We start from the raw sequence: 14525 nt of genomic DNA, 5'->3' as shown, positions 1-14525 counted from the left end.
ATTTCCAGTCGAGTTGAACATGAGCGGACTCCAAGGTTTTCGTATTTCGCCCCAGCAGGCGTCGGTTTATCAGCACATCAACGGCGCCGCCGAGCACCCACTGAGCTGCCATTTGCAGTGGTCGGTTGCCTCCCCCGTGACCGCCGAGATCCTGAGCCAACGCCTGCGCGCCCTGATCGCCGACAGTGAAATCCTGCGCACCCGACTGGCGCCGGTGCCGGGCCTGCGCTTTCCGGTGCAGGTGATTCACGACAGCGTCGAATTGCCGGTGGCGGTGCAGGACTTGCGCGCACTCGGTCCAAGCCAGCAGGACGCCGCCCTGAGCCAACTGGCCACGCAACCTCGCGACTGGACACTGCCGCTGGCCGTGACGCTGGTGCAACTGTCGGACGGGCAATCGGTGCTCGACCTGGCCGGGGCCAGCAGCCACTTCGACCTGGGCAGCCTGAAACTGCTGGCGGCCGCGCTGCTGCAAGACGCCATCCCCGTGCTGAGCGAGGCGCTGCAATACGCCGACTACGCCGAATGGCGCTGGAACCTCACGGAAGACGAACCCGAGCATCCAGGTGTGAATTTCTGGAAGGCCCTGGCGCAGAGCGAACAACCGGCCCTGCAGCTGTCGCTGGAGTCCGCTTCGGGCAAAGGTTTTGCCCCGGCACGCGTGGACTTGAACCTGCCGCCAACCCTCGCCGCTCATCCGGCCCTGACTTCGAACCTGATGCTGACCGCCTGGGCGGCGCTGCTCGGACGTCTCGCCGGTCAACAGCAGGTGGCGATGACGGTGATCCACGAGAGTCGTGGCCCGGAACTGGAAAACGCCCTGGGCCTGTTCGAACAATGCCTGCCGGTGCGTTTTGACCTGGACCCGCAAACCACCCTGCTGGAACAAAGCAAAAGCATCGCCGCCACCGTCGAACTCAGCGCCGGCTGGCAGGACTACTACACCCACAACCTCAATGGCGGCTATGGCTTCGCCTGGCGCCAGGCCGATGCCCGGGAGCGCCATGCCAGCGCCGTGTTGAATCCGCTAAAAGCCTGCCTCAACGTGCAGCAGACCACGGATGCGGTTCAGGCCCACGTGATTTACGACCGTCACTTGCTGAGCGCCAATGCCGCCGCTTGCCTGGGCGAGCAATGGCTGCAACTGCTGCAAGGCGCGCTGGCCGAGCCACAACACCGCTGGGCGCAAGTGCCGCTGACCGGCCCGCTGCAAGTGCAGACCCTCGACAACACCCCGACCGCACCTGCGATTGAACCGGTGACGCTGGTCGAGCTGATTGCCCGTCAGGTGCAGCAACAGCCGAACGCCATTGCCCTGAGCGACAAGGATGGCGACCTCAGCTACGCCGCGCTGGATGCCTGCGCCACCCGACTGGCCCATCAATTGCGAGCCGCCGGGATCGGTCCGGGCGTGCCGGTGGGCATTCTGTTCGGTCGTGGCAATGCGGCCATTGTTGCCATGCTGGCGGTGTTGAAAGCCGGTGGTGCCTATGTGCCGGTCGATCCGACCTACCCGCCGGAACGCCGTGCCTACATGCTCGCCGACAGCGCCATCGCCCATATCGTGGTCAGTGCCGAGCTGGCCGACAGCGTGCCTGCGAGCCTGCAACGCTTCGTCCTCGACGACCTGACGCCCTCCGATTGCAGCAACCTGCTGCCACTACCAACGCCCCAAGCGGATGACCTGGCCTATCTGATCTACACCTCCGGCTCCACCGGCGCACCGAAAGCCGTGGAAATCAGCCACGGCGCCCTGAGCTTCTCGACCCAGGTGCGCATGACTGCCTACGGGAAACCGGTGCGGGCTTACCTGCTGCTGTCGTCGTTCGCCTTCGACAGTTCGGTGGCGGGGATTTTCTGGACCCTGGCCCAGGGCGGACGCCTGGTCTTGCCGGCCACCGGCGAAGAGCTGGAGATGCCGCGTCTGGCGCAGTTGATTGCCCAACACCGGGTCAGCCACGGCCTGTCGCTGCCATCGCTGTATCAGGCATTGCTCGACCAATTGCAGCGCACCGCCGGCACCGACAGCCTCGAATGCTGGATCGTCGCCGGTGAAGCCTGCCCACCTTCGTTGATCACCCAGCACAGCCAAGCCTTGCCCAACGCGCAACTGGTGAACGAGTACGGCCCCACCGAAGCCACGGTCTGGGCTACCTATGAAGTCCTGGACCCGAACCGGGAGCTGAGCATCGGTCGCCCGATTGCCGGCATGGACCTGCGCGTGCTCAATGAACACGGCATCGCCAGCGGCATCGGTGAGCCGGGGGAAATCGTCCTCGCCGGCCCGACCCTGGCCCGGGGTTACCGCAACAAACCCGAAGAAACCGCCAAGGCCTTCGTCACCCTGGCCGACGGCACCCGTGCCTACCGCACCGGCGACCTGGCCTGCTGGCTGGCGGACGGGCGCCTGGCGTTCCTCGGTCGCAAGGATCATCAGGTCAAGCTGCGTGGCTACCGCATCGAACTGGGCGAAATCGAACGTCAACTGTGCAGCCACAGCGATGTGCGCGAAGCCGCGGTGATCGTCCAGGAACACGCCGCCGGCAAGCGCCTGCTGGCCTACATTCTGGCAGCCCACGGTTATGCGCCGGATTCGGAAGCGATCAAGCGTTTCCTCGGTGAACGCCTGCCCTCTTATATGGTGCCGGCGCGGGTGTTGACCCTGCCGACCTTCCCGCGCACGCCCAACGGCAAGCTCGACCTGCGCCAGTTGCCCGACCCGGACCAGTTCGACGAAAGCGCCTTCGTCGCACCGCGCAACGCCATGGAAACCGCCCTGCAAGCCATCGTCGCCAAGGTCCTGAAGCTTGAGACCGTGAGCGTCACCGAAAACTTCTTCGCCATTGGCGGCGACTCGATTCTCAGCCTGCAAGTCGTGGCCCAGGCCTTTGAGCAAGGCATTGCCCTGTCCGCCAAGCACGTGTTCGAAGGCCAGACCATCGCCGCCATGGCCGAGGTCGCGCAACCGGTGACGGCGCAAAACACGCAAGCGCAGCCCGAGAGCACCGAGTTCAGCGCCTCGGGCCTGTCCGATGACGAAATGCAGGCGCTGATGGCCGAACTCGACGAAAACGAATTTTGACTGGCTGCCCGACTCTCCGCGCCGTCGCCCCTTTTTCTGCAGGACGTTTGCAATGACCACCGAAAAAACCAGCAGCAATCCAATCGAAGACATCTACCCCCTGTCGCCGCTGCAACAAGGGATGCTGTTCCACTCCCTGCTGCACGAAGACTCCGGCGTGTACCTGATGCAGGATCGCTACCGCATCGGCGGCGCCATCGACGAAGCCGCCTTCCTCGAATCCTGGCGTCAAGTCGTTGCGCTGCACCCTTCCCTGCGCGCCAGTTTCCAGTGGAAGACCCAGAAGCAACCGGTGCAGGTGATCCACCGCGAGGTCAAGGTGCCGCTGGACACGATCGACCTGCGCGGGCTCGCCCCGCACGAACAGGAAGCGCGGATCCGCACCTTGCTGGCGGACGAACAGAAAACCGGGTTCAACCTGTCGAAGCCGCCACTGATCCGCTTCCGCCTGGTGCGGCTGGGCGATGAGTCCTACGAGTTCATTCGCAGCTTCCACCACATCCTGATGGACGCCTGGTGCATCTCGCTGGTGACCGTGGACTTCCTCAAGGTCTACGAAGCACTGTGCAACGACCGCACGCCGCAGCTCAAGGCGCCGCGTCCGTTCCGTGACTACATCCAGTGGCTGCAACGCCAGGATGCGACCAAGGCCGAGCAGTTCTGGCGCGGCCGGTTGCAGGGTCTTAATGCACCAACGCCGCTGACCGTGGACAACGGCGTGACTCGCGACCGCTACACCGACGCAGTGCTGGTGGACGATCGACTGATTCACCTGACCGAGCAGGAAACCCAGGCCCTGGCGACGTTCTGCCGCAACCGCCGTATCACTCAGAACACCTTCTTCCAGGGCGTGTGGTCGCTGCTGCTGTCCCGTTACAGTGGGCAGCGGGACGTCATGTTCGGCGTCACCGTGGCCGGCCGCCCGGCGGAACTGACTGGCGTCGCAGAGATGATCGGCCTGTTCATCAACACCCTGCCGTTGCGCGTTTCGGTGGACCCCGAGGCATCCCTTGGCCAGTGGCTGAGCGCGTTGCAAGGGCTGAACGTCGACATGCGCGACTATGAGCACACGCCGCTGACCGACATTCAGGGCTGGAGCGATTTCCCCCGGGGTGAAACCCTGTTCGACAGCATCCTGGTGTTCGAAAACGCACCGATCGACGAGCAGATACTGGAAGGCGGTTTCCAGTTCAGTCTCGATGGCATGGACCACAGCGTCCACACCCACTACGGCCTGACCGTGGTGATCCTGCCTGAAGAACGACTGGGCATTCGCGTGTCCTACGACCGCGAACGCTTCGAAGCGGCGACTATCGAGCGCCTGCTCGGTCACCTGGCCACGCTGGTGCGCGGCATGCTCGCCGCGCCGGACACCACGCTGGGTAGCTTCGAGCTGCTGGCCGGCGACGAGCGCAAGCAACTGCTGGGCGAATGGGCGGTCAACCCGCACGAGTTTCCACTGGAGCAAAGCTACGCGCAGCTGTTCGCCGCACAGGTCGCCCAGCGTGGCGATCAGGTGGCCGCGATCTGCGACGGCCAATCCCTGACCTACGCCGAGCTGGATAAGCGCGCCACGCGCCTGGCCAACGCGCTGCGGGAAGCGGGTGCCGGCGAGGACCGGTTGGTTGCATTGGTCGCCCCTCGCGGCCTGCCTTTGCTGACCATGATGATCGCGGTGTTCAAGGCCGGCGCGGCGATGCTGCCGCTGGAAGTCAATCACCCGCCGGAGCGCCTGCGGGAAATCCTCACCCTGTCCCGCGCACCGTTGCTGGTGGGCAGTGATGCGTGCAGCGGCCTGCTCGATCAGCTGCTGAGTGGCCTAGATCAAGCGCCCACCGCGCTGTTAGCCGAAGCCTGCTGGAACGCTGGCAACGATGCGCCACTGCCGTTACTCGGCCGCCCGGACAGCCTGGCCTACGTGCTGTTCACCTCGGGTTCGACCGGCACGCCCAAGGGCGTGATGATCGAACAACGGGGCATGCTCAATAACATCTTCGGCAAGGTGCCGGCCCTGGGACTGAACGCCGACGATCGCATCCCGCAGACCGCCTCGGTGGCCTTCGACATTTCCGTGTGGCAGTTCCTCGCCGCACCGGTGCTGGGTGCCACCGTGCAGATCCTGCCGGACGACGTGGCCCATGACCCGCAACGCCTGCTGCAAGTACTCGCCAGCGAGCGCCTGAGCGTGCTGGAAATCGTCCCGAGCCTGATGCGCACCTTGCTCGCGCTGTGCCCGTGCGACCTGCAATTGCCCGACCTGCGCTGGGTGCTGCCCACCGGTGAAGCGCTGCCGCCGACCGTGGCCCGCGACTGGTTTGCGCGTTTCCCTGACATCGCCCTGATGAACGCCTACGGTCCCGCCGAGTGCGCCGACGACGTGGCGTTCCAGCCGATTGTCGAAGCGCCGGATGCCGACGTCAGCCACATGCCCATCGGCCGGCCAACCGCCAACAATCGCTTGTATGTACTGGATGAGTCCCTGCGACCGGTGCCGGTCGGCGTGGCCGGGGAAATCTGCGTGGGTGGCGTTGGCGTCGGTCGTGGCTACCTGCACGATCCGCAGCGCACCGCAGATGCGTTCATCGATCACCCACAACTCGACGGGCGCATCTATCGCACCGGCGACCTGGGACGCTGGCGCGCCGATGGCGTGATCGAATACCTCGGCCGCCGCGACCAGCAGGTCAAGCTGCGCGGGCACCGCATCGAGCTGACGGAAATCGAACACCGCCTGGCCCAGCACCCGAACGTGCGCGAAGCCGCCGTGTTGCTGCGGGAAAACAACGTCGGCGAAGCCTGGCTGGTGGCGTACTGGTCGGCCCACGACGAGTCCCTGGGCAGCGACGGCCTGGGCGAACACCTGCGCACGCAGTTGCCGCCGTACATGGTGCCAGCAGCGTTCGTCTGCCTGGAAAAATTGCCGCTGAACGCCAACGGCAAGGTCGACCGCAAGGCCCTGGCCGCGCTAGAGCTGGACTGGCAGGCCGATACCCAGGAAAGCATCGCCCCGCGCAATGAGCTGGAAGCGGCCGTTGCCAAGGTTTGGGCCGAGGTGCTGGGCCGCGACAATGTCAGCGTCGAAGACAACTTCTTCACCCTCGGCGGTCACTCGCTGCTGGCCACGCAAATCGTGGCGCGGCTGCGGGCACATTTCAAACTCGACCTGCCGTTGCGGGTGCTGTTCGAACAACCGACGGTGGCGTTGCTGGCGCTGGCGATCGCCGCGCGCCAGGCCGACGCCGCCGCGCCGCAATCCGCTGCGAACCAAGGCCCAAAAGCCTTGCCACGGCCGGCACTGCTGCCGCTGTCGTTCTCGCAACAGCGCCTGTGGTTCATCGAGCAACTGACGCCGGGCACCACGCTGTTCAACATTCCGTTCGCCCTGCACTTGAAAGGTGAGCTGAACGTCGAAGCCCTGCACACCAGTCTTAACGACCTGCTGGTGCGCCATGAAATCCTGCGCACCGGTATCCGCAGCACCGACGGTGTACCCTGCCAGCACATCAGTGATGCCCTGAACATCGAATTGCCGTTCGACGACCTGTCCGGCCTCGCCGCCACCGCCCGCGAAGGCGCGCAGTTCAACGCCCTGCAGGACACCTTCGAGCAACCCTTCGACCTGACCCACCCGCCGTTGCTGCGTGCGCGCCTGCTGCGCCTGGCACCGGGGGAACACGTGCTGGGCATCGCCCTGCATCACCTGGTGTCGGACGCCTGGTCGGCGACCATTGCCCTGCGCGAACTGGCTCTTGGGTATGAAGCTCGCTGCAACGGCTCGCCAGCCCAATTGCCGGCGTTGCCGGTGCAATACGCCGACTTCGCCCTGTGGCAACGTGAGCATCTGCAAGGCGCGGAACTCAAGCGCCAGCTCGACTACTGGACCAGAACACTGGACCGCAGCAGCAGCGAAGGCAGCCCGTTGCTGGCCTTGCCGACCGATCTGCCACGGCCATCGGTGCAAACCTACCGCGCCGGCATTGTGCAGCGCGAACTCAGCGCCGATCTCAGCGCCCGGGTGCAAGCCTTCGCCAGCCGCGTCGGCACCACGCCCTTCACCGTATTGTTCGCCGGTTTCGCCGTGCTCATGCACCGCTTGAGCGGCGACGCCACGGTACTCATCGGCACTCCGGTTACCCACCGTGAGCAACCGGGCACCGAAGGTTTGCTCGGCATTTTGTTGAACAACCTCGCCATCCGTGCCGACTTCGAAGCGCAGGCGGACTTCACCGCGTTGGTCGGCCAGGTCGCCATGCGTCTGCGCGAAGGCCTGCAACATCAGGACCTGCCGTTCGAGCAACTGGTGGACAGCCTGCAACTGCCGCGCAGCCTCAGCCATGCGCCGCTGTATCAAGTGATGGTCGCCCAGCAACTGGCCATGGAATCGCGGTTGCGCTTCCCGGGCCTGGATTTCGAAGCCCTCGACACGCCGCTCAAGCAATCCGAGTGCGATCTGGACCTGCACGTGCTGTGCCCGGCCAATGCGCCGATCCAGCTGGAACTGATGTTCGCCCTGGACCTGTTTGTCGCCGACAGCGCGCGGCAAACCCTCGCCCGCCTTGAACACCTGCTCGAACAAATGCTCGCCGAGCCGCAGCGCCCGGTGGCCGCCCTGCCGCTGCTGATGGACGCGGAATGGCAACGCATCGTGGTCGAGTGGAACCGCACCGACATGGAGGTGCCACAGCACCTGACCTTCGCCCAATTGTTCGAACAGCAGGCCGAGCGCACCCCGGACCGCGATGCCCTGTGCTTCGAAGGCCAAAGCCTGAGCTACGGTGAACTCAATCGCCGGGCCAACCAGGTCGCCCATTACCTGCGCGGTCGCGGGGTGGTGGCCAATCGTCCGGTGGCCTTGTGCGTCGAGCGCTCGCTGGAGCTGCTGGTCGGCCTGCTGGGGATTCTCAAGTCCGGTGGCGCCTATGTGCCGCTCGATCCGACCTACCCGGTGGATCGCCTGGCCTACATGCTCGAAGACGCACAACCGGCGCTGTTCCTTGGCCAACAGGGCCTGCTGGAACAGCTTGGCAGCGATTTGCCGCGCCTGCGCCTGGACACCGACGCGGCGCTGTTCGCCGATCAGCCGGACAACAACCTCGCGCCACTCGCCGGACCCGACGACCTGGCCTACATCATGTACACCTCCGGCTCGACCGGTAAGCCCAAGGGCACCCTGGTCACCAACGGCTCGGTGGTCAACCTGGCGTGGGCGCGTATCCATGGCCTGTACCGTCGTTATACCAACCAGCCGATGCGTACCAGTTTCAACTACTCGTTCGCCTTCGACAGTTCGGTGGCCGAGCTGATCCTGCTGCTCGACGGCCACAGCCTGTACCTGACCCCGGAAGACGTGCGCTACGACCCCGAAGCCCTGGCGCAATTTTTCAGCGACACCCGCCTGGACGCCTTCGAATGCACCCCGGCGCAGCTCAAGGCCTTGCTCGAAAGCGACGGCGTGCGCCGTGGCGAGGTCTACCTGCCACGCTTCGTGCTGTTCGGTGGCGATGCGGTGGACGCGCAACTCTGGCAGCGCCTGCCGTCGATTGCCGGCAGCCGCTTCTTCAACACCTACGGCCCGACCGAGTGCACCGTGGACGCCACCGGCTGCGCGGTGGATGACTTCCCGGCCCGCCCAATCATCGGCCGGCCCATCGCCAACGTGCGCACTTATGTGCTCGACGCGTGGCTGAACCCCATGCCTGTCGGCGTTCCGGGCGAGCTGCACATCGGCGGCGCGGGCGTGACCCTGGGTTACCTGAATCGTGCCGAACAGACCGCGAAGGTGTTCATCGAGGACCCGTTCTCGCCGCTGTCCGGTGCGCGGATGTACAAGTCCGGCGACCTGGTGCGCTGGCTGCCCGATGGCCAGCTCGAATACCTGGGACGCATGGACCATCAGGTGAAAATCCGTGGTTTCCGCGTGGAACTGGGGGAAATCGAAGCCTTGATCGGCGCCCAGTCGGGCGTGCGTCAGTCCGTGGTACTGGCCCGTGAGGACGTACCCGGCGACAAGCGCCTGGTGGCTTACGTCACCTGCGACGGCCAGGCCGATGTCAACGCGTGGCGCAAAACCATCGGCGCCGCCCTGCCGGACTACATGGTGCCTTCGGCCTTCGTCGTGCTCGATGAGTTGCCGCTGACCGATAACGGCAAGCTCAACCGCAAAGCCCTGCCGGCGCCGGACATTCAAGCCGAGCCGGACGCGCAGGATCCGCCGCGCACTTTGGCCGAACAGCAACTGGCAGCACTGTGGTCCGAACTGCTCAACGTTCCGCTGACGCAGGTCGGTCGCGACAGTCACTTCTTCTATATGGGTGGTCACTCGCTGCTGGCGGCGCAGCTGTTTGCCCGTCTGCGTCAACAGTTCGCGACGGTTCCGGCGCTGCGTGCAGTGTTCGAACACCCAACGCTCGAAGCGCTCGCCGCGCTGCTCGGCGAGCCACTGCAAGCGCCTGCCGCGACCTGGACAACAGCGCGACGTCCTGCGCGCCTGCCGTTGTCTTTCGAACAGCAACGCCTGTGGTTCCTCGAACAACTGAGCGCCGGCGGTGGCGAATACAACGTGGTCAGCGCCGTGCAGTTCGACGGTGAGCTGAACGTGTCGGCCTTGCAGTCGGCGCTGAATGCGGTGGTCGCGCGGCATGAAATCCTGCGCAGTCGCATAGTGCGTGAAGCCGACGGCGAACTGGCGCTGGCCATCGAACCCCAGGCCCTCATCCCGCTGCGCGTGGCAACACTGCACGCGAACAGTGCCGAGGCCTGGGAACAATTGGGCGCTGAGGCGACCCACTCCGAAACCGGGTACCGTTTCGACTTCGCGACTCAGCTGCCGATTCGCGCCACGCTGATTCAACGCAGCGGCCACGGCCAGGCGCTGTTTCTGCTGAACGTGCACCACTGCGCCACCGATGACGCGTCCAGCCAGAACCTGCTGGATGAACTGGCGCGTTTCTATACCGCCCATTGTCAGGGCGACGTTGCCGAGCTGCCGAACCTGGCCCTGCAATACCCGGATTACGCACTCTGGCAGCGTCAGCCAGAGCAACAAGCGCTGTTCCGCGATCAGCTCGACTACTGGCGCACGCAACTGGAAGACGGCGACTACCTGCTGGACCTGCCGACCGAACAGGGTCGTCCGAACCAGCTCCACCCGGCCGCCGGTGCGGTGCAATTGCAACTGCCAGCGGAACTGGCGGGACGCTTGCGTCAGTTCGCCCAGCAACGCGGCGCCACCCTGTACATGCTGATGCTCAGCGCCGCGCAATTGCTGCTGGGGCGTTATGCCAACCAACGCGATGTACGTTTCGGCAGCCCGGTCGCCCAGCGCCCGCTGGCCGAGTTGCAGCCGCTGATCGGTTGCTTCGTCAACACCGTGGTGATGCGCGCCGACCTCGATCCGGCGCTGGATTTCGAAGGCCTGCTGAGCCAGGTGCGCAACCGCGTGCTCGACGCACAACAACATCAGGATGTGCCGTTCGATCAGGTGGTCGAAACCCTGAACCCGGCGCGCAGCCTCGGCCAGACGCCGCTGTTCCAGGTGCTGTTCGTAATGCAGAACGCCGACGCTTCGCCCAGCCAGTGGCCGCAATTGCAGGTGCGTGAACGGGCGGTGACGGCGCAATCCACCAAGTACGACCTGAACTGGGAAGTACACGATGGCGAGGTGCTGTCGGTGTTGCTGGAATACCGCGCCGCGCTGTTCAGCGAAACCACCATCAAGCGTTGGCTGGCGCAATGGCAAGCACTGCTGGAAACCATGCTCGATGCGCCGCAGACCCGTCTCGCCGAGTGGTCGCCGTTGGCTGAATCCGAGCGCAAGCAGCAACTGATCCAGTGGAACGCCACCGAACGCCACTACGCTGGCCCAAGCAACCTGCACACGGCGCTCAACCAGCAAGCGGCCCTGACCCCCAACGCCCCGGCGCTGGTGTTCGAAGGCCAGCGCCTGAGTTATGCCGAGCTGGATCAACGTGCACAAAAAGTCGCCCACGCCCTGCGCGCGGCCGGCATTGGCCGCGAGTCCATCGTCCCGGTGTGCATGGAGCGTTCCGTGGACATGGTCGTCGCCCTGCTCGGCATCGTGCATGCCGGCGCGGCGTGGTTGCCGCTGGACCCGGAATTGCCGGCGGCGCGCCTGGCGTTCCTGATCGAGGACGCCGATGCCCAGGTCACCCTGACCCAGCCACAGTGGCTGTCGCGTCTACCCGCCGGACGCCATACCGCACATCAGGCCTGGACCCTCGACACCCTGCCACCGGCGCCCGCCGCTGAACCGCTGAGCGTTGAACCGAATGACCTGGCCTACGTGCTCTATACCTCCGGCTCCACCGGCCAACCCAAGGGCGTGATGAACGAACACGGCGCCCTGATGAACCGCATTCACTGGATGCAGGACGCCTTCCCGATCGGGCCGAACGACCGCGTGTTGCAGAAGACGCCGTACAGCTTCGACGTGTCGGTGTGGGAGTTCTTCTGGCCGCTGATCACCGGCGCCACGCTGGTGGTCGCCCGTCCGGACGGCCATCGCGACCCGGCCTATCTGAGCCAGTTGATCCGCCAGGAACAGGTCACCACCCTGCATTTCGTGCCGTCGATGCTGCGTGCCTTTGTCGAGGAACCGACGCTGGCCGACTGCCACAGCCTGCGTCAGGTGTTCGCCAGCGGCGAGGCGCTGCCGGCGGATCTGGTACGGCGCTTCATGGGCCAACACCCGGCGACGCTGGTCAACCTGTACGGCCCGACCGAAGCGGCGATTGACGTCTCGGTCTGGCGCTGCTCGGTGGACGACCTGATCGTGCCGATCGGCCAACCGATCGCCAACCTGCGACTGTACATCCTCGACGCAGCGATGCAGCCACTGCCGATCGGCAGCATCGGCGAGCTGTACATCGGTGGCGTCGGCGTCGCTCGCGGCTACTTGAAACAGGCGGACCTGACCGAGGAACGTTTCCTCGCCAGCCCGTTCATCGACGGTGATCGCCTGTACCGCACCGGCGACCGTTGCCGCTTCCTCGCCGACGGCAATATCGAATACCTCGGCCGTCTCGACCATCAGGTGAAGCTGCGCGGGCAGCGGATCGAACTCGGGGAAATCGACGCCGAATTGCTGGCACAGACAGGCGTGCGCGATGCCGCCACGCTGTTGCTGGATCAGCGTCTGGTGAGTTTCTGGTGTGGTGAGGCGGATCAAGTCGTGCTGCAAAAAGCATTGGCTGACAACCTGCCGTCGCACATGGTCCCAAGCCTGCTGGTACAACTGGACAGCCTGCCGCTCAACAGCAACGGCAAGCTCGACCGCAAGGCGCTGGCCGCCACGGCACTGCCGCAAATCAACCGTGACCAACCGTACACGGCGCCGCGCAACGCCACTGAAACCGTGCTCTGCGAGCTGTTCAGCGAACTGCTGGAATGCCCGTCGGTGGGCATCGAGGATCACTTCTTCCAGCTGGGCGGTCACTCCTTGTTGGCTACCCGTCTGGTCGCCCGCGTCCGTGAACGCCTCGGTGCGACGCTGCCGCTGGCGCTGGTATTTGCCCAGCCAACGGTGGCGGCCCTGGCCGACCATCTGCTTGCCTCGACACCCGGCGAACTGATCACGGCACAACCGCGCCCGGCACAGTTACCGCTGGGTCTGGCACAGCGGCGGTTCTGGATGCTCAGCCGTCTGGTGCCGGATTCCCGCGAATATCACATGCCGTTTGCCCTGACCTTGCGTGGCGAGATTCAGGTTCAAGCCTTGCGTGAGGCGTTCGAGCAAGTCAGCGAGCGCCACCTGGTGCTGCGCAGCCGCATTGTTGAACTCAACGGCGAACCGCAGCTACTGATCGACGATCAGGGCCCGGCGCTGGCGCTGACTTCAGTCACCCAACAGGACTGGATCTCGGCCTGCTCTGATGCCGAAAACGCCTTGATGGCGCCTTTCGATCTGGCTGGCGCCGCACCGTGGCGTGCACATCTGCTGCAACGCCGGGACAGCGACGAAAGCCGCTTGCTGGTGTGCCTGCACCATAGCGCTACCGACGGCTGGGCCATGCAGTTGTTGATCGACGAACTGGCCCATGCCTACACCGCCGCCCTGAACGGGCAAGCGCCCGGCTGGACCGCGCTGGACATCGACTATGTCGATTTCGCCCTGTGGCAACAGCACCCGGACACTCAAGCGCGACGCAACGACAGCCTCGGCTACTGGAAAAACCATCTGGGCCAGGACGACTACCAGCTCGACCTGCCGCTGGACCACCCTCGTGGCGCCGAAGCGGACCGTCGAGCCGGGCAACTGACCGTCAGCCTCGGCACCCAGCGTGCCGAAGCCATCCGCCAGTTCGCCCGCCAACGCGGCACCACGTCCTACGTGATATTGGCCACGGCCCTGAGTGCCTTGCTCGCCCGCTACAGCGGCCAGCGCGACATTCGTCTTGGCACCCCGGCCGACCAGCGCGACCAGCCGCAAACCCAGGCGCTGCTGGCCTGTCTGGTGAACACGCTGGTGATCCGCAGCGACGTCGATCAACAAGCCCCCGCCGAGCAATTACTCGTTAGCCTTGAAGCCAATCTGCGTGCGGCCCAGGCCCACGCCGATCTGCCCTTCGCAACATTGGTCGGTGCCGTGGCCCAGCGCCGCGACCTGAACCGCACGCCGCTGTTTCAGGTGCTGTTCTCCCTCAACCACGGACGCATGGACAGCCGCCAGTGGTCGGACCTGGACATCGAAGAACAGATGCTGCCGGTGATCGACGCCAAGTTCGAACAGAGCTGGGAAGTCCAGGACGACGGCAGCGACATGACCCTCGCCCTCGAATATCAGGCGGCGTTGTTTGACGAACCGACGATGCAGCGCTGGAGCACACAATGGTGTGCCTTGCTGGACGCGCTGGTGGCTGCACCGCAGCGGCCGCTGGTCGAGCTGTTCCCGCAACGGCAGGATCAGCCGCAACTGGATCGCTGGAACGCCACCGAGCGCCTTTATTCCGGCTCGACCAACCTGCACACGGCGCTCAACCAACAAGCGGCCCTGACCCCCAACGCCCTGGCGCTGGTATTCGAAGGCCAGCGCCTGAGTTATGCCGAGCTGGATCAACGTGCACAACAGGTCGCCCGTGCCTTGCGCGCCAACGGCATTGGCCGCGAGTCCATCGTGCCGCTGTGCATGGAGCGTTCCGTGGACATGGTCGTCGCCCTGCTCGGCATCGTGCATGCCGGCGCGGCGTGGTTGCCGCTGGATCCGGAACTGCCTTCAGCACGTCTGGCGTTCCTCATTGAAGACGCCGATGCCCAGGTCACCCTGACCCAGCCACAGTGGCTGTCGCGTCTACCCGCCGGACGCCATACCGCACATCAGGCCTGGACCCTCGACGCCCTGCCGCCGGCGCCCGCCGCTGAACCGCTGAGCGTTGAACCGAATGACCTGGCCTACGTGCTCTACACCTTCGGTTCCACCGGCCAACCC

General features: G+C 65.2%; 2 protein-coding genes. Both read left to right on the top strand.

Going from position 1 to position 14525, the window contains the following annotated elements; all coding sequences use genetic code 11:
* Nucleotides 1-19 precede the first annotated feature (19 nt).
* Entirely contained in the window at nucleotides 20-3082 is a 3063-nt protein-coding gene (locus tag GPL81_RS30245) for a non-ribosomal peptide synthetase (protein ID WP_160109750.1), read from the top strand.
* 52 nt (nucleotides 3083-3134) lie between these two features.
* Nucleotides 3135-14525, top strand: an 11391-nt coding sequence (locus GPL81_RS30240; RefSeq protein ID WP_160109749.1) for a non-ribosomal peptide synthetase, incomplete at its 3' end; no start/stop codon positions are given.

This window comes from Pseudomonas izuensis, assembly GCF_009861505.1.
Classification (GTDB): domain Bacteria; phylum Pseudomonadota; class Gammaproteobacteria; order Pseudomonadales; family Pseudomonadaceae; genus Aquipseudomonas; species Aquipseudomonas izuensis.
Note: the sequence above shows the minus strand (reverse complement) of the source record. Positions and strands in the feature narration are given on the sequence as shown.

What these genes read in the sequence shown, in the direction of transcription:
- GPL81_RS30245 (WP_160109750.1), top strand. Translation starts at nt 20, where the DNA reads ATGAGCGGACTCCAAGGTTTTCGTATTTCGCCCCAGCAGGCGTCGGTT.